Source organism: Rugamonas apoptosis (genome assembly GCF_014042355.1).
Lineage (GTDB): Bacteria > Pseudomonadota > Gammaproteobacteria > Burkholderiales > Burkholderiaceae_D > Rugamonas > Rugamonas apoptosis.
Map to the genome: position 1 here is coordinate 1 of NZ_JACEZU010000016.1, position 22,358 is coordinate 22,358.

Here is a 22,358-nt window from a genome sequence, read left to right on the forward strand (position 1 = left end):
CCCTTGTGCCAGCACCAGTTTGACCGCCTCGGCCCGGAATTCCGGCGTGTATGTTGTTGATCTCATGATTTCACTCCCTTTGACAAGTTTATCAAATGGAAGTGTCCGAAAATGTCAGGCTACCTCATAGGGATTCCGCATTGGCGGACATTTCTACCAACAGGTCCAACGCTTCTTTTTGATATGGCTCATCATTTGGAACGCCTAAGGCACAAAAACTGTCGTGCGTAATCATCTATCTCTTTCAACGTGTTGTCGGATGCAATTGCGTTCCGATATAAAAACAAAGAAGGGAGCATAAATGCTCCCTTCTTATACCCCGATTTCTGATGCGGTCAATGCGTTGAGCAGTATTTTGCCCACGCGCTCATGAGAAGCACCCTCTTCTCTAAAAGATCTCCCCTCCGATATGCTGCCTCGACCTTATCAGGCAGACTGTGGGCAAGTGCGTGCTCGCAAACTTCGCGTGAGAAAGAATTCGAGGGCGACTCTGCGCACCAGTCCCTAAAAGTTGAGCGAAATCCATGGATGGTAATGTCTGCTCGATCCATACGGCGCAGAACAGCCGTCAGACTCATGTCCGACAAATGTGACTCCACGTTTCGACCGTGAAAAACCACTTCTCCCTCCTTGGGTAGCGACTCTAGAACTTGAATGGCCGCCGATGATAATGGAACACGATGCTCTTTTCCAGCCTTCATGCGCGCAGCAGGAATCGTCCAAATCGCAGAGAGCAGATCAAACTCGCACCACTTTGCGCCGCGCACCTCGCCCGATCGACATGCAGTGAGAATTGCAAATTCAACTGCACGCGCTGCTATACCGTCTCGCTCGCGCAGCTTCGTCATGAATGCACCGATTTCTTGCCAAGGCAATGCGGGGTGATTTTTTACGGGGGCGATCTTGTTGGGATTTGCGAGCAGATGGTCAAGATGCCCGCGCCAACGTGCCGGATTGTCTCCCTGGCGAAATTTATTGACCGCAGCCCAGTCGAGTATACACTCGATACGCCCGCGCAGGCGCGTCGCTGTTTCCGTCTTTTCCTCCCAAATCTGGGACAAGAGCTTGACGATCAAGGCTGTATCAACTTCGGCCACTGGCAGGCACCCAATGACGGGTGAAGCATACGTCGCCAGCGTATTTTCCCATTGACTGGCATGCTTCAAATTCTTCCAGCTTGCACGATGGGCAGCAATATAGCGTTTGGCGCATTGATCGAAAGTGATCAGCTTGGCCTTGGTCACGGCCAGTCGCTGCTTCCGAGCTTCGCGCTCTGCCAGCGGATCAATACCATCCAAGACCAGGAGCCGGCACGCCTTCGCTTTTTCGCGCGCTTCGGCCAAACTAACAGTCAGCAATGAGCCCAGCCCCATCTCCCTCTGTTTCTTATTTAAAGTGTAGCGAAATATCCAACTCTTGGTTTTGGTCTTGGAAACCTGTAACCACAAGCCCCCGCCATCGCCGTAATAGCCAGGCGCCTCCAGCTTGGCCACTGACAATGCTTTCAACTTCTCCAAAACAATTGCCATAATCTACCCCCATGCCTACCCACATGAATAGCATGGATTCTATCGCATATGTATGGAGCAATGTGGACAATCTTTTTCAATTCCCCTCTATGAGAATGGACGAAAAAAAACCCCATCACTGGGGTTTGATTTCATTCCTGGCGGAAGCGGTGAGATTCGAACTCACGAACGGGTTCCCCCGTCGGCAGTTTTCAAGACTGCTGCCTTCAACCGCTCGGCCACGCTTCCTGAGTGGCAGCATTATACAGAATCAGCGACACCTTGCCAGCTAATCCCGCCCTTCCACCACGTCAAGCCGCCTTATCCGCCTGCGCCGGCCGCCAATTTTCGCGCAGCGCCTGTTCGAACTGGGCCGCCGGCAACGGCTTGGAAAACAGATACCCCTGCACTTCATCGCAACCGGACGACTTGAGGAAAGCCAGTTGCTCCACCGTCTCCACGCCCTCCGCGATCACCTTGTGCTTGAGCTGCTGGGCGATGCTGATGATGGTACTGGCGATCGCACAGTCATTCGCATCGGTCGGAATCCCAGTGGTAAACGAGCGGTCGATCTTGAGCGTATCGATAGGAAAACGCTTCAGGTAAGACAAACTGGAATACCCGGTCCCGAAATCATCGAGCGACAAGGTCACGCCCAGCGCCGTGATGCGGTCCATGATGCCGATCACGCGGTCGATATTGTGCATCAGCGTGCTTTCCGTGATCTCCAGCTCCAGCCACGACGGTTCCAGGCCATAGCGCTTGAGCGTCTCCATCACCCGTCCCGGCAGCGCCGACGTGAACTCCCGCGCCGACACATTCACCGCCAGCCGGATCGGCGGCAAGCCCGCCTCCTTCCACTGCTGCGCCTGCGCACACGCCGCCTCCAGCACCCACTCGCCCACCTGCACCACCAACCCGGTCGCTTCCGCCAACGGAATGAACTCGGCCGGCGGCACCAGCCCCCGTTCCGGATGATGCCAGCGCACCAGCGCCTCGGCGCCGATGATCTTGCCGCTGCTGATGGAGAACTTGGGCTGGTAATGCAGCAGCAACTGCCCATTGCCCAGCGCGTGCCGCAGTCCCGTTTCGATGCGCATGCGGTCCTGCATGCCCTGGTTCATGTCCTGGCTGTAGAACGCCACATGGTCGCCATCGGCCTCGCCCTGCTGCTTGGCGCGGTACATGGCGATGTCGGCCAGCCGCAACAAGGTTTCGCCATCCGCGCCATCCTGCGGATAGACGCTGATGCCGATGCTGCCGCCCACCCGCAAGTCGTGGCCGTCGATCAGGAATGGTGCACCGAGCGCCGTCAGCAGCTTGTGCGCCACCATGCTCGCTTCGTAATGCTGGCTGATGTCGAACAGGCCGACGGCGAACTCGTCGCCGCCCAGCCGCGCCACCAGGTCCTGGTCGCGCAACACGCTGCGGAAACGGCGCGCCGCTTCGCGCAGCAGTTCGTCGCCGGCGTGCCGGCCCAGGGTGTCGTTGATCAGCTTGAACCGGTTGAGGTCGATGAACAGCACGCAGCCTTGCAGCTTGCTGCGCTGGGCCACCGTCAGCGCCTGGTCCACCAGCTTGGTCAGCAGGCTGCGGTTGGGCAGGCCCGTGAGCGCGTCGTAATAGGCCAGGTGGTGGATACGTTCCTCGGCCAGCTTGCGCTCGGTGATGTCGGTCAGGTAGGCGATCAGGCCGATCGAGCGGTCGTTGACGTCGCACAGCGGCGACAGCGACAGGCTGGCCCAGAATACTTCGCCATTCTTTTTCTTGCGCCGCACTTCCATCAGGCGCCCGCCCTGCTCCAGGAAGGCGTCGCGGAAACCGGTGTCTTCGTCGTCGTACAGGAACAGGATGTTGCGGCCCACGGCTTCCACCCCGCTGTAGCCGAACAGCCGTTCGGCGCCCTTGTTCCAGCTGGTGATGAAACCGTTCAAATCCATGGTCAGCACCGATTCGTGCATCTGGTCCAGGATCTGCGACTGGTGCTGCAACTGGGCTTCCACCTGCACGTAGGCGTGGGTGGAGCGCTGCGCTAGCGAGTGCACTTGCAGCACGCTGCCGGCCAGGCTGGCCAGGCTGGCCAGGTGCTGTTCATCGAGCGCGCTGTAGTTGTCGCGCCCGCTCACCACGAAGCGGCCGAACAATTGCTGTTCGAAACGCACTTCCTGCACCAGGCCGCTGACCGGCGCCCCGCCCTCGCCCGCCTGCTCGTCGGCCGGCAGGTAGTAGCCGGCCGGGCTGTCGAGCACTTCGCGTGCGATGCGTCCCAACTCCTGTGCCAATGCCTGGCCCCGCAAACGCAAGACCGCGTCGCAGAGGGCGGCGCTGTGGTGCAGGAAGTTGGAGACGGGATGGGCCAGCATGGCTATAAGTTCCTGCTCACCTGGATCGCCCAGTGGTAGGCATGTAGCTGGCCTTGCCAGTAGGTTTCGTGATCGATGCCGGCCGCATCCAGCGCGGCGGGGTCGGCCTGTTCGGCCAGGGTCAGCAATTCGCCCAGCGGGCCGCTGCGTTCGAGCAAGGCGCGCACGACGTCCAGGTCCAGGTTCAGCGCGCTGACGATGTCGGCCATGGGCATGCCCAGCAGTACGTCCAGCAGCGAGAACACGCCGGCCACGAAAGCCATGTCCTGCTGGTCGCGGTCGCCGCCACGGGCCTTGCTCAGCGTTTCCATTTGCGAGGCGCGCACGGCCGCCAGCGGCAGCAAGGGGTTGACGCCGCCTTCGTCCTGCTGGCGCGCGTACAGCAGCAATTGCAGCCAGCGCTGCAGTTGACGCCGGCCCAGCACGTTGATGGCCTGGCCAAAACTATGGATCGGTGAGCTCAGCGCGAACGCGGCCGAGTTCACCAGCTTGAGCAGGTGGTAGGACAGGGCCGGGTCTTGTTTGAGCAGTTGTTCCAGTTCGCGCGAATCGGCGTCGCGCGCCAGCATGCCCAGCAGCGCCAGCAGGCGCTTGCGCGAGGTGCCGTCGCCAGCGGCCGCATCCTCGGCCGGATGGCGGGCGAAGTCGCCCTTGAACCAGCTGAAACCGGCCGCGCGGCATTCGGCCTGGCGTTGTTGGGTGTCCACGTGGCTGGCCAGGTGCGGCCCCGGCTGGGCCACCAGCGCCAGCGCCGGCGGCAGTTCGGTGGCGCAGTTGAACAGCAGCGCCCGTGCGCCGGACTTGGTGGCGGCGGGACCGGCCACGCCGTCCACCATGATGCGATAGCCGGCCTCGGCCAGCGCACCGCACTTCTTTTGCACGGCCTCGTCGAGGCAGGCCACGGCCGGCACGCGCAGGATCACGCGGTGCGGCGGCAGTGAGGACAGGTGGTTCGCTTCCAGCACGCGCGGGTCGGGCAGCGGCAGGATGCAGTCGAGCGGGGCCAGCGCCGTCAGCGCTTCGGGATAGTTGAGCAGCGTCAGCGCCGCTTGCAGCACGTTGTCGGTGCCGGGCGACCATTCCCACGCCAGCGCCACCCACTCGTTATGAGCGTTGGAAACGGCATGCAATCGCACGAGCGGAAACGGACTGGGTTGAGGCGCGGACATCGGAATCTCGGTTGGGTCGTGCGCGTTATCTTAGTTCAAGTATTGTTGGAGGGCAATCAGTTGCTTTGCAACATATCCGCCAAAACCACTTACAGACCAATTTTTACGCGTGCAACATTCTATTTTTTGCAAGTAACAATTTTCCCTATGGGAACGGAAATATAGCAGATATTGACGCGCTAACCGGACACAGTTGAATAATGCTCAATGGTATTAGTAGCGGTCTTCAACTTTTTCGCCACAGACCAGTTCGTCTTAGAAGTTGTTTCAGAATGGGCGTGACCAAGCGTGGCGCCGCAGACAGTGCGCTGGCGCGGCAAAGGACCATCACAACGCCATGGGCTTTTTGGGCGACTTCTTACTGGCCGCCCCGTCCGAACTGGGCATGCTGGACCGCGAAACGGATCAGTTCAGCCTGCCCTTCAATGCCCAGTTTACGCTTGATGTTGAGGCGGTGGGTTTCCACCGTGCGCACGCTCAAGTCCAGCGCGCGGGCGATCTGCTTGTTCGATTCGCCGTTGGCGATGTGGCGCAACACTTCATGCTCGCGCACCGTCAGCTGGTTGTCCTGGGTCTGCGGCTTGGCCAGCTGGCGCGCCAGGCCGGCGCTGTAGTAGATGCCGCCCGACATCACCGTCTCGATCGCCACCACGATATCCTTGCCGGGCGCGTCCTTGAGCACGTAGCCGCGGGCGCCGGCCTGCATGGCCTGGGTCACGTATTCGAGCTTGTCGTGCATGGACAGGATCAGCACCGCGATGGCGGGATAGGCCAGCTTGAACTGGGCCGTCGCCTCGATGCCGTTGCTGCCGCGCATGTTGATGTCCATCAGCACCAAATCGGGCCGGTGCAGCCCGGCCTGCTCCAGCGCTTCGGCCGCCCCGCCCGCCTCGGCCACCACCTGGAACTGGGGCATGGCCTCCAGCCGGGCGCGCAGCCCGTCGCGCACCAGCGGGTGGTCGTCGACCAGCAGAATTTTGATGACGTCGTTCATGCGTTTACTTGAGTACTCAACTATTATTCAGAGCCCGCGCCGTCACCAGCGTGCCGGCCGGCGACGAGCTGATGGCGAACTGGCCGCCGATCGCTTCCATGCGCTCCATCATATTGCGCAAACCGATTCCGTGCTTGGGATGGAGCGCGATACTGTCCGCGTCGAAGCCGACGCCATCGTCGCGGATGGTGAGCGTGACGCCGGCGCCGTCACCCACCAGGTCGAGATCGATGCGGCGCGCGCCCGCGTGGCGGCCGATATTGGTGAGCGCTTCCTGGGCCACCCGGAACAGCACGGTGTTGGCCACGTCGGGCAAGCCATCGGTGGCGCCGTCGGTCGCGAAGTGGATGGGGATGGCGCTGCTGAGCGTCACTTCATGGGCCAGGTGGTCGAGCGCGGCGGCCAGGCCCAGGTCGTCCAGGATGGCCGGGCGCAGGTTGTGCGAGATGCGGCGCACTTCGCCCAGCACATTGTTGAGCTGTTCGGCCGTGTGCTCGAACGCGGCCTGGGCCGCCTGGCGCTGGGCCACGTCGCCGCCCAGCCGGATGATGCCGGCCTCGATCTGCAGCTTGATCGACACCAGCCACTGGCTGATGCCGTCGTGTAAGTCGCGCGACAGCCGGGCCCGCTCCTCCTCCTGCGATTCCACCACGCGCTGGGCCAGGACCTTGAGCTTGGCGTCGGCCACCCGCGATTCGCTGATGTTGAGCGCCAGCCCGGAGCCGCCCACCACCAGCGCGGCGGCGATGGCGATGGCGGCGATCCACAACATGGTGCTGCGGATATTGGCCGATTGCTGGGCGTCGATGCGGGCCAGGGCCTGGTCCACGTCGTCCAGGTAGATGCCGGTGCCCAGCATCCAGCCCCAGTCCGGCAGCGCCACCACGTAGCCCAGCTTGGGCGCGGCCTTGTGGGTGGACGGTTTGACCCACGAGTAACGTACCAGCCCGCCTCCGGCCTTGGCCCGCGCCAGCAGGCGCTGGATGGTGGGATTGCCCTGCTCGTCGCGCAGCTCGAACAAATTCTGGCCCACCAGCTCCGGCTGGCGCGGGTGCATCAGGGACTTGCCTTGCATGTCGTACAGAAAAAAGTAGCCATCGTCGCCGTAGCTGAGCGAGGACAGGATGCGCTTGGCCTCGTCCAGCGCGGCCACGTCCTCGCGCCCGGCCAGGTGGGCCATGGAGTGCTGGGCCAGGGCCACGTAATGCTTGAGTTCGGCTTCCTTGCTGGCCAAGTACGCTTGCTGGAAGGTGGCGCGCTGCTGTCCGGCCAGCGCGCTGGCCTGGTGCAGCACGGCCAGCGCGATCGCGCACAACGCCAGGATCAGCGGCGTGATGGCCAGGAAGATGACTTTTTGCCGCAGTTTCATGTCGCGTCCACGCATGGGTTTCCGTGCAGCATTCTACGCCGGAGCAGCCCCCGCCAGCTACGTAGTTCCACGTAGCAAAGCTGCGTAGTGCTGCGCTTGTTCCAGATATTGCGATCCTGAATACTATCCATAAGCTGCGGGCATGCCAAAACACAACTCCTGGCAGGAGCACAACGCAGCGTTCCACTACCTCTGGAGGGAAGTATGCAACACACACCAAACCGGCTGTTGAGCCGGCTGGGCTGGCTAGCCCTGTCCCTGGCTGGCGCCAGCGCGCTGGGCGTGATCGGCCTCAAGCGGGGCGAAGCGATCAGCGCCATCTGGATCGTCATCGCCGCCGTCTGCGTTTACCTGATCGCCTACCGCTTCTACAGCCTGTTCATCGCCGACAAGGTGCTGGGCCTCGATGGCCGCCGCATGACGCCGGCCAACAAGCATAACGACGGCCTCGACCACGTCCCCACCAACAAATACGTGCTGTTCGGGCACCACTTCGCCGCCATCGCCGGCGCCGGCCCGCTGGTCGGCCCGGTGCTGGCCGCGCAGATGGGCTACCTGCCCGGCATGCTGTGGATCCTGGCCGGCGTCGTGTTCGCCGGCGCCGTGCAGGATTTCATCGTGCTGTTCATCTCCATGCGCCGCGACGGCCGCTCGCTGGGCGACCTGATCAAGTCCGAACTGGGCCAGGTGCCCGGCATGATCGCGCTGCTGGGCACCTTCATGATCATGGTCATCATCCTGGCCGTGCTGGCCCTGATCGTGGTCAAGGCCCTCACCGGCTCGCCATGGGGCAGCTTCACCGTGATGGCCACCATCCCCATCGCCCTGTTCATGGGCGTCTATTCGCGCTACATCCGGGTCGGCCGCATCGGCGAGATTTCCGTGATCGGCTTCATCCTGCTGATGGGCGCCATCTTCGGCGGCCAGTACGTGCAGGAGAACCCGGCGCTGGCGCCCATGTTCACCTTCACCGGCACCGAACTGACGTGGATGCTGATCGGCTACGGCTTCATCGCCTCCGTGCTGCCCGTGTGGCTGCTGCTGGCGCCGCGCGATTACCTGTCCACCTTCCTCAAGATCGGCACCATCGTCGGCCTGGCGCTGGGCATCGTGCTGGTGGCCCCCTACCTGAAAATGCCGGCCATGACCAAGTTCATCGACGGCAGCGGCCCGGTCTGGTCGGGCAGCCTGTTCCCGTTCCTGTTCATCACCATCGCCTGCGGCGCCGTGTCCGGCTTCCACGCGCTGATCGCCTCCGGCACCACGCCCAAGATGATCGAGAATGAACGCCATGCCCGCTTCATCGGCTACGGCGCCATGCTGATGGAATCGTTCGTCGCCGTCATGGCCCTGGTGGCCGCCTCCACCATCGAACCGGGCGTGTACTTCGCCATGAACAGCCCGGCCGCCCTGATCGGCACCTCGGCCGAGACGGCCGCCCATGCCGTGTCGCAATGGGGCTTCTACATCACCCCCGAGATGCTGACCCAGACCGCCAAGGACGTGGGCGAGCTGTCCATCATCTCGCGCGCCGGCGGCGCCCCCACCTTGGCCGTGGGCATGGCCAACATCCTGTCGGGCGTAATCGGCGGCAAGACCATGATGGCGTTCTGGTACCACTTCGCCATCCTGTTCGAAGCCCTGTTCATCCTGACGGCCGTGGATGCCGGCACCCGCGCCGGCCGCTTCATGCTGCAGGACTTGCTGGGCAGCTTCGTGCCAGCCCTGAAGAAAACGGAAAACGTGTACGCCAACCTGCTGGCCACCGGCCTGTGCGTGGCGGCCTGGGGCTACTTCCTGTACCAGGGTGTGGTCGATCCGCTGGGCGGCATCAATACCTTGTGGCCGCTGTTCGGCATCGCCAACCAGATGCTGGCCGCGATCGCGCTGATCCTGGGCACTTGCGTGCTGTTCAAGATGAAACGGGGTCAATACGCCTGGGTCACGCTGGCGCCCACGGCCTGGCTGCTGCTGTGCACGCTGACGGCCGGCTGGCAGAAGATTTTCGACGCCAGCCCCCGCATCGGCTTCCTGGCCCACGCCGCCAAATACCAGGGTGCGCTGGACGGCGGCAAGTTGCTGGCGCCGGCCAAGTCGGTGGCGCAGATGCAGCAAGTGATCTTCAACGATTACCTGGACGCATCGCTGGCTGGTTTCTTCATGGTGGTGGTGCTGTCGGTGCTGGTGTTCGGTGTGCGCACCGTGCTGGCGGCCCGCGCCACTGCCCACCCCAGCACCCAGGAAAGCCCGCTGGTGCTGATGCCGACGGTGCAGTGATGTTTGGCGAACTGGTCAAGGCGGGCCGCTACCTGGGCCAGAGCGTGCGCCTGATGGTGGGCCTGCCCGAATATGATACCTATGTGTCGCACCGGGAAGCGACCCACCCGGGCGAGCCCATGATGAGCTACGAGGAATTCTTCCGCGAACGCCAGGAAGCCCGCTACGGCGGGGCCGGCAAGCGCGGCGGCTGCTGCTGACCTGTCCCACCCTGCTTCTGCCCTTGTTCCGCACCGCCCTTACCGGCCGTGCGGAACTTTTTTATGCGCCCACGGTCTAACCTTATCCTGCCGTGCAACCAGACTCGGCGCATACTCACGAGCAAGGGCGACATGAGCGATACTTTTTCCTATCAAGAAGCATTTTCCCGCAACCTGGGCTGGGTCACGCCAGCCGAACAGGCCGTACTGCGCAACAAGCGCGTCGCCATCGCCGGCATGGGCGGCGTGGGCGGGCGCCACCTGCTGACGCTGACCCGGCTCGGTGTGGGCACCTTCCACATCGCCGACTTCGACCGGTTCGACATCGCCAACTTCAACCGCCAGGCCGGCGCCGCCATGTCCACCGTGGGCCAGCCCAAGGTCGAGGTGCTGGCCGCCATGGCGCGTGACATCAACCCCAAACTGACGCTGACCCGCTTTCCCGGCGGCGTACACGACGACAACCTGGCCGCCTTCCTCGATGGCGTGGACCTGTATGTGGACGGCCTCGACTTCTTCGCCTTCGCGGCACGCCAGGCCACTTTCGCCGCCTGCGCCCGGCTGCGCATACCGGCCATCACGGCCGCGCCGCTGGGCATGGGCACGGCCGTGCTCACGTTCCTGCCCGGCCGCATGACGTTCGAGGAGTATTTCGGCTGGGGCCAGCACGACGAGACGGAAAAAGCCCTGCGCTTCCTGGTGGGCCTGGCGCCGGCCGGCTTGCACCGCGCCTATCTGGTCGACCCGTCCAGCATCAACCTGGCCCAGCGGCGCGGGCCGTCCACCATCATGGCCTGCGAATTGTGCGCGGGCGCGGCCGCCACCGAGGCGCTCAAGGTCCTGCTGGGGCGCGGTCCCGTGCTGGCCGCGCCTCACGGCTGGCAGTTCGACGCCTACCGCAACCGGCTGGTGCGCACCTGGCGTCCCGGCGGCAACCGCCATCCCTTGCAACAGCTGGCCATGCTGATGGCGCGCCGCGGCATGCCGGGAGGCCAGCCATGATGGCGCTCGACCCCACGCTGGAACGCGTGCTCGAACTGGCCCGCTGGGCTCCCAGCGGCGACAACACGCAGCCGTGGCGCTTTGAAATCATCGATGCCCGCCATCTCGTGGTACACGGTTTCGACACGCGCGACCACTGCGTCTACGACCTCGACGGCCACCCCAGCCAGATGTCGCTGGGCGCCCTGCTGGAAACCATGGCCTGCGCCGCCAGCCTGTTCCGCCTGTCCATGCAGGCGCGGCGCCGGCCCGGCCTGCCGGACAACCGCCCCACTTTCGACGTCCGCTTCAGCAACGCGCCCGACAGCGAGGCCGACCCGCTGGCCACGGCCATCGAACAGCGCAGCGTGCAGCGCCGCCCGCTCAGTACGCGCGCGCTGACGCAGCGCGAGCGCCTGGAACTGCAAGCGGCCTTGCCGGCCGGCTATCGCGTGCTGTGGCTGGAAGGCCAGGGCCAGCGGTGGGCCATGGCCAGGCTGCTGTACCGCAACGCCGGGCTGCGCCTGACCATGCCCGAAGCGCATCAGGTACACCGCGCCGTGATCGAATGGAAGGCCCGCTACAGCGAGGACCGCATCCCCGAGCAGGCGCTGGGCGTGGACCCGCTGACGGCGCGCCTGATGCAGTGGGTGATGCAAAGCTGGGGCCGGGTGGAATTCTTCAACACCTGGCTGGCCGGCACCGTGGCGCCACGATTGCAAATGGACTTGCTCCCGGCCCTGGCCTGCGCCGCCCACTTCGTGCTGGTGGCCGATCAACGGCCGCAATCGGTGGACGACTACGTGGCGGCCGGACGCGCCATGCAGCGTTTCTGGCTGGCGGCGGCCCGCGTCGGCCTGCAGTTGCAGCCGGAACTGACGCCGCTGATCTTCGCGCGCTATGTGCGCGACAACCGGCCGTTCTCGCGCGCGCCCGGCATGCAGGCGCGCGCCCGCGCGCTGGCCCGGCAAGCCCAGCTGCTGATCGGCAAGCACGAGTTCGACCATGCCGTGTTCATGGGCCGCATCGGCGCCGGCGCCCCGGCCCGGGCACGCTCGCTGCGCCTGCCGCTGAGCACGCTGATCGTACCGGCCGCGCCGGGCCAGGAGTGAACCATGCGTACCATCAAGGGTCGAGAAATCGCGTGCTTCCTGTCGCTGCTGGCGCTGATCCTGCTGGCCGGCGTGGGCAGCACGGCGCTGCTGCTGGGCCGCCTGCCGCTGGGGGATTTTCGCGGCGTGCTGCTGCTGCTGGCCGGGGTGGTGCTGAGCTATCTGTGGGCCTTCCTCGTCTACCGTTTGTTCCTGCTGGCGATGCCGCTGCGCGAAGGGCCGGTGGCGCCCGGCACGCGCGACGAGTTCGCCGCCAACGTCAACATCCTGTTCTACCTGATGCTGTTCAACTCGCTGATCCGCACCCACTTCCTGCCGGTGCCCCTGCTGCGGCTAGTGTATCTGGCGCTGGGCGCGCGGCTGGGCGCCAACACCTACAGCGCCGGCGTGCTGCTCGATCCGCCACTCACGCGCATCGGCGCCAACACCATCATCGGCCATGACGCGGCCATCTTCGCCCACGTGATCGAAGGCCAGCGCATGGAGCTGAAGGCCGTCACGATCGGCGACGGCGCCACCATCGGCGCCACGGCCGTCGTGATGGCCGGGGTGTCGATCGGCGACGGCGCCATCGTCTCGGCCGGCGCGGTGGTGGTCAAGGATAGCCAGATCGGCGCCGGCGAAGTGTGGGGCGGGATACCGGCGCGGCGCTTGAAGGGGCCGGCCGGCGCCGACTAACGCTTGTCGGCGTTCTTGACAGTGGTCCCATCCACCACCGGCGGCCCCATCCAAGCAGCCGTCGCAAGTGCCTGTTTGGACAGGTAAAAACGCCGATGGCAGGGAATTTGCTCAGAACATTGCACAAAGCCCGCGCATGGGTTTTGCGATAAGACAAGCTGTTCTACTTTCCCTGGAGACTCTCATGAAACTGCATCCAGCCGCACTACCGGGCGCCCTCATGGCGACGGCCCTGGCCGCCGCCCTGGCGGCACCGGCCGTCGCCATGGCCGATCCCGTCATCGGCCTGTCCACCGCCGGCAACGGCATCTACGACACCTATGCCGACTTGTGGACCAACGTCACCGACACCGGCCTGGCGACCGGCTTCATCCCCGGCCTGACGGTCGGCCCCGGTGGCGCCGCGCCCTACCTGACGGAATTGCGGACCCAGATGGTGGTCGGCACCATGACCAACAGCAATATCCCGGCCCTGGTCACGCCGCCTGGCCTGAACTCCACGTTCGAGCTCAGCAAGATTGTGCGCTTCCAGGAACTGGTCGACGCCCAGACCCCCACCACCGCCCACTTCACCCTGCCCGGCAGCCAGTCGGCGGCCATGGACGTGGATCCGCTGCATGCCGGCGTACAGAACTTCGCCGTCTACTTCGACCGGCTCGGCACCAGCAAGGCCGTGCCCGGCAACGGCGCCGGCACGGTACGCTGCTATGGCGCGGGCGTCACCTCGACCGGTTGCGGTGCCGCCGGCGACCCCGATGGCGACGGCGTCCTGATCATGTCCGGCCACCTGGTGTTCAACGACGCCAGCTTCACGGCCAGCGGCGGGGTCGGTACAGGCTCGTTCGATTCGCGCTTCTCGCTCGACTATGTGAATTCCCTGTACCTGGACATCAACACCGCCGGCATCTTCCGCGACAAATTCACGGGCACCACCAACGTGCCGTCGTTCTTCGTGCCCGCCACCATGTGGGACGGCACGGCACCCGACGCGGGAGGCGTGCCTTTCCTGAAAGTGGATTCCTCGCAAAGCTTCATCGCCGTGCCCGAGCCGGCCACGCTGACCCTGCTGGGACTGGGTTTCGCCGGCCTGGCGCTGGGCCGGCGCCGCAACGCGGCCGGCTGACACGCGGCCCCGACTTCTCCTTGCTGTTTTGATCCGGCATTCCATGCCGGATTTTTTTACATTGCCCGCCGAAATTTTCGTCCCGCTACACCAAACGCAATTCAAGTCCTTGTTTTACATAGGAAAATAAGTCCTGGCTTGGAACTTGCATTGATCTGGCTACGATCCCCTGCCGGGATCCATGCAGCAGCAACCCATCGCAGTCTTTCACCGCAGTACTTCACTTACTTTGGGAGTAGCCATGAAACACACTTCACTCACGCTGAGCGCCCTGGCCATCGCCGCCACGCTGGCCATGCCCTCGGTGGCGCACGCGGGCGCCACCATCGGCCTGTCCACCTTGGGCAACGGCGTCTACAACACCTATGCCGACCTGTGGACCAACGTGACCGACACGGCCGTGGCCACGGGCTTCGTTCCCGGCCTCACAGTCGGTCCCGGCGGCGCGGCGCCATACCTGACGGAACTGCGCACGCAAAACGTCACCGGCACCATGAGCAACAGCAACATCCCCGCCATCGTCACGCCAGCCGGACTGAACACGAACTTTGAACTGAGCACCGTGGTGCGCTTCCAGGAACTGGTCGATGCCCAAACGCCGACCACGGCCCACTTCACCATGCCAGCCACGCAATCGGCCGCCATGGACGTGGACCCGCTGCATGCAGGGGTACAGAACTTCGCCGTCTACTTCGACCGCCTGGCGCCGGTGGGTGGCCCCAACAGCAAGGCCGTGCCCGGCAACGGCACGGGCACCGTGCGCTGCTACGGCACCGGCATCACCTCGGCCGGCTGCACCGGCGCCGGCGACACGGACGGCGACGGCACGCTGATCATGTCGGCCCACCTGATCTTCAACGACGCCAGCTTCACGGCCACCGGCCCGATCGGCACCGGGTCCTTCGATTCGCGCTTCATGATCGACTACGTCAATCCCCTGTTCCTCGACGTGGTGACCGGCTCCATCGTAAGCGACAAGGAAACGGGCACCACCAACGTACCGTCGTTCTTCACGCCGAACGTGATGTGGGACGGCACGGCGCCCACCACCGTGCCGGAACTGAAGGTGGACGGCTCGGTCAGCTTCTCGGCCGTGCCGGAACCGGCCACGCTGGCCTTGATGGGCCTGGGCTTCGCGGGCCTGGCGCTGGGCACGCGCCGCCGCCCTGGCACGTAAGCGGGCATCGGCTCGCGCTGGCAAGGCGGTGAAAAATCCGCAGTCAGCGCAGTCAGCGTAGCGAGCGGACTGCAGGCCGCCCGCTCAAGGCAGCGGCCCGGCGGGCGTGGCCAGCGCGCTGGCCAGCAGCGCGGCGAACCGTTCGCCGGCCGGATAGCGGCGACATTGCTGGGCGACCCGCAGCGCCGCAGCGCACGCTTGCGGCTGGTTCAGCAAGTCCGCCGCCGCACGGCGCACGGCGCCGGCTGTGAGCCGGTCGGCCCGCAGCAAGGCGCCGGCGCCGGCCGCCACGACCCCTTGCATGTTCAGGAACTGATCCAGGTTGCCGGCGATGCCCAGCACCGGCACGGCGGCCGTCAAGCCTTGCTGGCTGGTGGGACTGCCGCCATTGCACACCACCAGGCTGGCGCGCCGGGCCGCCTCGTCGCCGGGCAGATAGCTGGCCACCCGCGCGTTGTCCGGGATGGCCGCGGGCATGGCCTTGCCCGCTGTGGCGGCCATCACCGTCACCGGCAAGTCGGCCAAGCCTTCCAGCACCATGGGCAGCAAGGTCCCCTGGCCCGAACTGCCCAGCGTGACATAGACCAGCGGCGTCACGGCCGGCAAGCTATCCCACCACGGCGGCGGCGCGACGGGCGGCGACCACGTCACCGGCCCCAGGTAGCGGTGGTTGGACGGCATGGCCTCGGGTGGGAACAGCTCGGGAATGTCGGCGTAGGCGGTCCAGTCGGCGTCCGTATAGACGCGACGCAAGTCCCAGCCCAGCGACGGCAAGCCATGCAGCCGCCGCACCCGGTTCAGCGGCACCGTATGCGCGGCGAACGCCAGCGGGCGCACCAGCCGGAACAAGCCGTCGGCCAGCGCCAGCGGCAAGTGGCGGGCCAGGGGAATGGCGGGTACGCGGTAGTGCTGGCGCACATACGGACTCCAGTAAGCGTTGCTCACCGTCACATAGGGCACCCGGGCCAGCCGCGCGCTGATGGACAACGACAAACGAAAGTCGCCCACCACCAGGTCGGGCCGCACTTCCGCGAGCAGGCGCCGGTCGTCCTCCACGTAACGGCGCAGTGTCGGCTCGTCATACACGGGCCGGCCCGCCGCCAGCGCCGCCAGGAATTGCGCGCCCGGGATGCTGGCAATGGGCCAGTAGGTCAGCGTAGTGCCGGCCAGCATGGCCTGGTGGCCGGGCGCGCACGCGAAATGCAACTCGTACTGGCGCGTATCGAGCGCGCCGGCCAGCGCCAATGGCCGCCCCACATGGGCCAGCGTCACCGCTTCGGCCACAAACAATATCCGCTTGCGCTGCATGCCGCCACCACCCTTCCAGCCGATTCCCAGCTGCCAGCTTGCGGCGCCCGGCGCCAGGCGGCTTGATCTGGCTCAATCGTGCGCCGGGTGGCGGCCGGCCTGCGGCCAGCCACGGGTGCCGCTCGTGCGGAGAATGGCAAAACGCTAGGCACACACTGGCCTACCAGGATTAGATACAGATCAATGTACGCAACTTTCCCGGGCATATATTTTTCTTCGTAGCACTGTCCGACATCGTTCTCCCACGGACGACGCGCCGCCATCCTGGCGTTTGAGCCAACCGCCCATGCGAACAGCACGCCACAGTGTCACCAACTCCACCGAGACTGGATAAACCGCCATGTTCGATGTCGAACGCTCCAGCCTGAGCCGAAAACTGACCATGATCGCCATGCTGTCGAGCGGCGGCGCGCTGCTGCTGGTGTGCGCCGTGTTCGCCGTCACCAGTGTGCTCGGCCACAGGGCCAGCGAGCAGCGCCAGCTGTCGTCACTGGCGGCCGTGATCGGCGCCAGCGGGGGCGACGCGCTGAAGGCGGCCGACCGCCGCCGCGCCGGCCAGACGCTGGCCGCGCTGGCCGCGTGGCCAGACATCGTGCAGGCCGTCCTGTACGACGCCGACGGCGCGCCGCTGGCCAGCTACGAGCATCCCGGCGCCGCGCCCCCGGCAGCGCCGGAACTGGGCGCGGCGGGCCTGGCCGCGCTGGGCGACACAGCGCACACCGAGGACAGCGGCTCCCTGGGTGCGCCCGCCATGCGCGTCTACCTGCCCATTGTCAACAACGGCCTGTCAGTGGGCGCCGTGATGATAGAAGCTGCCCAGACCGCCATGTGGCTCGCCATCGCCAAGGAGATGGCCGCGGGCGGCGCGGCCGCGCTGGCCGCGTTGCTGGCGGCGCTGGCGTTGGCGGTCCGTTGGCGCGCCGACATCGCCGAACCGGTCGCCAGCCTGATCGCCGCCGCCCAGCGCGTCACCAGCAGCCAGACCTACGCCCACCGCGTGCAACACCAGCGCAACGACGAACTGGGTGTGCTGATCGACAGCTTCAACAACATGCTGGTTCAGGTCGAAGGCCGGGACGCCAAGCTGGCCCAGTACCGCGATCAACTGGAGCGCCAGGTGGGGGTGCGCACGGAGCAGCTGGAGAAAGCCAAGAACGCGGCCGAGGCGGCCAGCCAGGCCAAGAGCGCCTTCCTGGCCACCATGAGCCATGAGATCCGCACCCCCATGAACGGCGTACTGGGCATGACGGAATTACTGCTGGCCACGCCGCTGACGGAACAGCAGCGCCACTACACGACCATGGTGCAGCGCTCGGGTGAACATTTGTTGGTCATCATCAACGACATCCTCGACTTTTCCAAGATCGAGGCCGGCAAGCTGACGGTGGAATACATCCACTTCAATTTGCGCGAACTGCTGGACGACATCGACAACGTGTTCGCGCCGCAAGCGCAGGCCAAGGGCTTGCGGCTGGAACTGGTGACCGACCTGCACATTCCCATCGGCGTGTATGGCGACCCCAACCGGCTGCGCCAGGTCATCGTCAACCTGGTGGGCAATGCCGTCAAATTCACGGAGACGGGCAAGATCACGCTCAAGGTGGCCGTCACGGACGAGGACGCGCAAGCCGTGCGCCTGCGCTTCGAAGTGCACGACACGGGCATCGGCGTGTCGGGCGAAGCGCGGGCCCGCATCTTCGATTCCTTCTCCCAAGCCGACGGTTCCACCACCCGCAAGCATGGGGGAACCGGGCTGGGGCTGGCCATCTCCCGGCAACTGGTTGAATTAATGGGTGGAAAAATTGGCATCGACAATGCGCAAACGCAAGGTTCTGTTTTTTGGTTCACAGTAAATTTTGATCAACGCCGCGTCGATGCCGACGATCCCGCGTTCAACCGCAAACTCACACAGGGGCTCCGGGCTTTGATTATTGACGAACATCTCGCCAGCCGCGCCGAGCTGGAACGCTTGCTGACGAGCTGGCACATGCAGTGCGACAGCAGCGGTGCCGACGCCGGCCTGGACCGGCTGCGGCAAGCGCTGGCCAGCGGCCAGCCCTACGATGTCGCCATTCTCGACATGGCCTTGCCGCGCACCAGCGGCCTGGCGCTGGCGGCCGCCATCCGGGCCGATGCGGCGCTGGCCGGCCTCAAGGTACTGCTGCTGAGTACCGAACGGGAGGCGGCCGACAGCGTGCAGCGGCGCGAGGCCGGCGTCGCCTTCCAGTTGATCAAGCCGGCCCGTGTGTGCGACCTGTACGATTGCATCATCGCCGCCCCCAACGGCGCCGACCCGCCCCAAGCGCCACCGCCCCCCACGCGCAGCGAAGCATTGCGCAGCGCCCCGGTCCACAGCGACGCCGCGCCGCCGCCCGCCAGCGCGGCGGACGACGCCCGGCCCGCGCCCGCAACCGTTGCCGACGCCGCCCTATCTGCCACGCCGCGCGCGCGCAAGCGGCGCAAGGTGCTGCTGGCGGAGGACAACCCGGTCAACGTGGAAGTGGCCAGCGCCATGCTGGAAGGATTGGGCCTGGACGTGCGCCGCGCCGGCAATGGCGAGGAAGCGCTGCGCTCGGTGCAGACGGAACACTTCGACCTGGTGCTGATGGATTGCCAGATGCCTGTCATGGACGGCTTCGCCGCCACGTCGGAGATCCGCCGCCACGAACAGCAGCAAGGACGGACCCGCAGCCTGCCCATCATCGCCATCACGGCCAACGCGCTGCAAGGCGACCGCGAATCGTGCCTGGCGGCTGGTATGGACGACTACCTGAGCAAGCCGTTCACCCAGCAATCGCTGGGCCAGACCATCGCCCGCTGGCTCAAGCTGCCGCGCGCCGTGCTGCAGGCGCCAGGGCCGCTGCCGCCGCCGGCACGGCCCACCGCGCCGCCCTCCTCCCCCGCCGCCTCCGCCGCTCCCGCCGCGCCCATCCCGCCAGCGCCCAAAACGTCTGTGGCGTCTGTGGCGTTCGCAGCATCCGAAGCGGCGGCGGCCACGGCCGCGCGCGACAGCATCAACCGCCAAGCGCTGGACAACATCCGCGCCTTAAGCCCCACCAACGGCAACGCCTTGCTGGAACGGGTGCTGCAAGCCTACGTCAACGACACCCCCACCCATCTGCTGACGCTGCGCCAGGCCATCGCGGCGGCCGACGCCGACAACCTGCGCAAGGCGGCCCACAGCCTCAAGGCCAGCAGCGCCAATGTCGGCGCGGAAGCGCTGGCGCTAGCGTGCAAGGAAATGGAACTACTGGGGCGCAACGGCAGCACGGCAGGCGCGGCCGACCTGCTGGCCGGCATGGAACGGGAGTTCCAGGCCGTGCACCAGTCGCTGAACACCATCCTGGAAAAGGAAACCTGATATGGCACCGTCTCTCTCCCCCAAACGCGGTCTGGTCCTGGTCGCGGACGACGATCCCGTGATGCGCCTGCTGATGCGGGAAATGCTGGACCAGGTCGGCCTCGACACGCTGGAAGCGGAAGACGGCGCCCAGGCGCTGGCCTGCTACCGCAGCATGGCGCCGGACCTGGTGTTGCTGGACGTGGACATGCCGGTCATGGATGGCTACGCCGTGTGCCGCGCGATCCGGGCCGGCGAAACGCAAGCTGCCATCCCCATCATCATGGTCACCGGCAGCGACGACCTGGAAGCCGTTACCCTGGCCTACGAGGAAGGGGCGACCGACTTCGTGTCCAAGCCCATCAACTGGCCCATCCTCGGCCATCGGGTGCTGTACGTGCTGCGCGCCAGCGACGCCATCGCCCGCCTGCGCATCGCCGACGCCCACAACCGCGCCGTGCTGGCCGCCATCCCCGACACCTTCTTCCGGCTCGACAAGAATGGCTACTACCTCGACTACGAACAGGGGCACGACGCCCACAGCGGCCTCAGCGTCGAACAATGCGCGGGCCACCATTTGCGCGACGTGCTGCCGGAAGACATCGCCCAACGCTTGCTGGAACAGGCCCAGGCCGTGCTGGAGCACCAGCAGATCCGCTCCGTCGACTATGAACTGGTGCGGCACGGCAGCATCCACCATTTCGAAGCGCGGCTGGTGGCCACCGGGCCGGACGAAGTGCTGGGCCTGGTGCGCGACATCAGCGAGCGCAAGCGCACCGAGGAACAGATCCGGCGCCTGGCCTATTGCGACAGCCTGACCGGCATCCCCAACCGGCAAGCGTTCCTGGAAACGCTGGAACGCGAACTGGCCCGCTCGCGCCACGGCGGCAAGAAATTCGCCGTGCTGTTCATGGATCTCGATTCGTTCAAGCGCATCAACGACACGCTGGGCCACAACGTGGGCGACCATTTGCTGAAAGCCGTCTCGGAACGGCTGCGCGATACGACACGGCCCAGCGACCTGGTATCGCGCACCGAGCAGCATGGCAACAACCTGGCCCGCCTGGGCGGCGATGAATTCACTATCCTGATCCCCGACCTGGAGCGGGTGGAGAACGCGCTCAACGTGGCGCACCGGGTCAAGGAAGCCATGCGCCGGCCGTTCCTGATCGACGCCCACGAAATCTTCGTCACGGCCAGCATCGGCATCTCGCTGTATCCGGAGGATGGGGAGGATTGCAACTCCCTGCTCAAATACGCCGACACGGCCATGTACCACGCCAAGAACTGCGGCAAGAACAACGCCAAGCTCTACAGTTCTTCGCTGACCATGCAGATCATGAGCCACGTCAAGCTGGAAGTGGGCTTGCGGCGGGCCTTGCAGAACAACGAGTTGTACTTGCTCTACCAGCCCCAGATCGACGTGCCCAGCGGCCAGATCGTGGGCGTGGAGGCGCTGATCCGCTGGCGCCATCCGGAACGGGGCATCATCTCGCCCACCGAGTTCATCCCGCTGGCCGAGGAAACGGGCTTGATCGTGCCGATCGGCGAATGGGTGTTGCGCACGGCCTGCGCCCAGGCCCGCTGCTGGGCCGACATGGGGCCGCAGCCGGTACGCATGGCCGTCAACCTATCGGCCAAGCAATTCAAGGACGACAACCTGACCCAGGTGGTGATGTCCACGCTGCAGGAGACGGGGCTGGCGCCCGGCCTGCTGGAACTGGAACTGACGGAAGGCACGCTGATGGACGACGCGCGCGCCACCATGATCACGCTGGACCAGTTACGGGCCATCGGCGTGTATTTGTCGATCGACGACTTCGGCACCGGTTACTCGTCGATGAACTACCTCAAGCGCTTCGACGTGCGGGCGCTCAAGATCGACAAGAGTTTCATCAGCGGCCTGCCGCAGGATTCGGAAAACGCCGCCATCACGCGCGCCATCATCGCCATGGCGCATGGCTTGAAAATGGCGGTGGTGGCCGAAGGCGTGGAAACGGATGAACAACTGGTGATGCTGGAACATTACGGCTGCGACCTGGCCCAGGGCTATTACCTGGGCCACCCCTCACCGCCCGAGTCCATCACGCTCATGCTGCGCAACCAGTATGCGCTGGCCAGCCCGGCCACTTTATGAACCGGCTGGCGCAGGCCGCGAATATCGCACGCTTCGTCGGCAAGCTGCCCACCAACGCCCGGCTGAGCGTGCAATTCCGGCCGCTGCCCAACGGTGGCATTGCCGCACAGGCTACCTCCGCCGGCCGCGTGACCGGTTCGTTCGCCGTCTATGAAAAGCAGATCGACGCCGACGGGGTGACAGTCCAGTACAGCAAGAGCACCTACGATCCGTTTGGGATTATCATCAACGTCAAGGACAAACTGGCGGGAGGGGTGTTCCCATGATCGCAGTGGAAAATGAACGGTTGGAACTGGTGCGGCGGCTGCTGGCCTGCGCCCTGCCGGTCCAGGCAACCCTGTCCGCGCTGGCCGCCATGGGCTGGGACTATGAAGGTCTGCCCGTTCTGTTGACGGAAGATCATATCGCCGCCGTGCTGCGCCGTTTCCTGGCCGGTGGCTTGTCGCACATGGATGTCGAAACCTGGGCCAACGGCGTGGAGGGGCGCGACGACATCGCCACTGCGCCTGCCAGCGAGCACAGGATTACGGCCATCATTCATGAGCTCGCCAACCCCGCGCTGCACCAGCCGCTGGCGCCCGCCAGAGCCAGCGCCCTGCTTGGCGCGCTGGCCGCCAACTAA

17 protein-coding genes and 1 tRNA gene are annotated in these 22,358 nt (G+C 65.3%); 11 read left to right on the plus strand and 7 right to left on the minus strand.

Annotation, left to right across the window (positions count from 1 at the left end):
- Positions 1-335 precede the first annotated feature (335 nt).
- The 6 genes from H3H39_RS24845 to H3H39_RS24870 form a co-directional block, all read right to left on the minus strand.
- Positions 336-1,529 (minus strand): tyrosine-type recombinase/integrase, encoded by a 1,194-nt coding sequence (locus H3H39_RS24845; protein WP_182157087.1) that lies wholly within the window; start codon positions 1,527-1,529, stop codon positions 336-338.
- A 138-nt stretch (positions 1,530-1,667) separates the two neighbouring features.
- Positions 1,668-1,757: transfer RNA gene (locus tag H3H39_RS24850), tRNA-Ser, on the minus strand.
- 62 nt (positions 1,758-1,819) lie between these two features.
- Positions 1,820-3,871, minus strand: coding sequence for a putative bifunctional diguanylate cyclase/phosphodiesterase (locus tag H3H39_RS24855; RefSeq protein WP_182157088.1), 2,052 nt, complete (start codon positions 3,869-3,871; stop codon positions 1,820-1,822).
- Positions 3,872-3,873: 2 nt separating this feature from the next.
- On the minus strand, positions 3,874-5,040 hold the full coding sequence (locus H3H39_RS24860) for an EAL and HDOD domain-containing protein (protein ID WP_182157089.1): 1,167 nt from the start codon (positions 5,038-5,040) through the stop codon (positions 3,874-3,876).
- Positions 5,041-5,398: 358 nt separating this feature from the next.
- Entirely contained in the window at positions 5,399-6,034 is a 636-nt protein-coding gene (locus H3H39_RS24865) for a response regulator (RefSeq protein ID WP_182157090.1), read from the minus strand.
- Between the two features lie 16 nt (positions 6,035-6,050).
- Entirely contained in the window at positions 6,051-7,403 is a 1,353-nt protein-coding gene (locus H3H39_RS24870) for a cache domain-containing protein (RefSeq protein ID WP_182157091.1), read from the minus strand.
- 204 nt (positions 7,404-7,607) lie between these two features.
- On the opposite strand from H3H39_RS24870, the gene H3H39_RS24875 reads away from it, so the two are divergent.
- The 7 genes from H3H39_RS24875 to H3H39_RS24905 all read left to right on the plus strand — a co-directional run bounded on the left by H3H39_RS24875 (position 7,608) and on the right by H3H39_RS24905 (position 14,951).
- Positions 7,608-9,680 (plus strand): carbon starvation CstA family protein, encoded by a 2,073-nt coding sequence (locus tag H3H39_RS24875; RefSeq protein ID WP_182157092.1) that lies wholly within the window; start codon positions 7,608-7,610, stop codon positions 9,678-9,680.
- The gene (locus tag H3H39_RS24880) at positions 9,680-9,880 is read left to right on the plus strand and encodes a YbdD/YjiX family protein (RefSeq protein WP_182157093.1); all 201 of its coding nucleotides are present in this window, start codon (positions 9,680-9,682) and stop codon (positions 9,878-9,880) included. Before H3H39_RS24875 ends, H3H39_RS24880 begins: the two co-directional genes overlap by 1 nt.
- Positions 9,881-10,012: 132 nt before the next feature.
- Entirely contained in the window at positions 10,013-10,882 is an 870-nt protein-coding gene (locus tag H3H39_RS24885) for a ThiF family adenylyltransferase (protein ID WP_182157094.1), read from the plus strand.
- The gene (locus H3H39_RS24890) at positions 10,879-11,973 is read left to right on the plus strand and encodes a nitroreductase family protein (RefSeq protein WP_182157095.1); all 1,095 of its coding nucleotides are present in this window, start codon (positions 10,879-10,881) and stop codon (positions 11,971-11,973) included. The genes H3H39_RS24885 and H3H39_RS24890 overlap by 4 nt, the downstream gene beginning before the upstream one ends.
- 3 nt (positions 11,974-11,976) lie before the next feature.
- On the plus strand, positions 11,977-12,651 hold the full coding sequence (locus H3H39_RS24895) for an acyltransferase (protein ID WP_182157096.1): 675 nt from the start codon (positions 11,977-11,979) through the stop codon (positions 12,649-12,651).
- 184 nt (positions 12,652-12,835) lie between these two features.
- A complete protein-coding gene (locus tag H3H39_RS24900; RefSeq protein WP_182157097.1) occupies positions 12,836-13,774 on the plus strand; it encodes a PEP-CTERM sorting domain-containing protein in 939 nt (312 codons plus the stop codon).
- Positions 13,775-14,015: 241 nt separating this feature from the next.
- Positions 14,016-14,951 (plus strand): PEP-CTERM sorting domain-containing protein, encoded by a 936-nt coding sequence (locus H3H39_RS24905; RefSeq protein WP_182157098.1) that lies wholly within the window; start codon positions 14,016-14,018, stop codon positions 14,949-14,951.
- An 84-nt stretch (positions 14,952-15,035) separates the two neighbouring features.
- Here H3H39_RS24905 and H3H39_RS24910 read toward each other — a convergent pair whose 3' ends face one another.
- Positions 15,036-16,259: a glycosyltransferase gene (locus H3H39_RS24910; RefSeq protein ID WP_182157099.1), complete on the minus strand. Its 1,224-nt coding sequence runs from the start codon at positions 16,257-16,259 to the stop codon at positions 15,036-15,038.
- Positions 16,260-16,599: 340 nt separating this feature from the next.
- On the opposite strand from H3H39_RS24910, the gene H3H39_RS24915 reads away from it, so the two are divergent.
- The 4 genes from H3H39_RS24915 to H3H39_RS24930 are packed head-to-tail and all read left to right on the plus strand — an operon-like array spanning position 16,600 to position 22,358.
- Positions 16,600-19,620, plus strand: a complete 3,021-nt coding sequence (locus H3H39_RS24915; RefSeq protein WP_182157100.1) for a hybrid sensor histidine kinase/response regulator — start codon at positions 16,600-16,602, stop codon at positions 19,618-19,620.
- A gap of 1 nt (position 19,621) precedes the next feature.
- Positions 19,622-21,736 (plus strand): putative bifunctional diguanylate cyclase/phosphodiesterase, encoded by a 2,115-nt coding sequence (locus H3H39_RS24920; protein WP_182157101.1) that lies wholly within the window; start codon positions 19,622-19,624, stop codon positions 21,734-21,736.
- Positions 21,733-22,002, plus strand: coding sequence for a hypothetical protein (locus H3H39_RS24925; protein ID WP_182157102.1), 270 nt, complete (start codon positions 21,733-21,735; stop codon positions 22,000-22,002). The genes H3H39_RS24920 and H3H39_RS24925 overlap by 4 nt, the downstream gene beginning before the upstream one ends.
- Positions 21,999-22,358: a hypothetical protein gene (locus tag H3H39_RS24930; protein WP_182157103.1), complete on the plus strand. Its 360-nt coding sequence runs from the start codon at positions 21,999-22,001 to the stop codon at positions 22,356-22,358. Before H3H39_RS24925 ends, H3H39_RS24930 begins: the two co-directional genes overlap by 4 nt.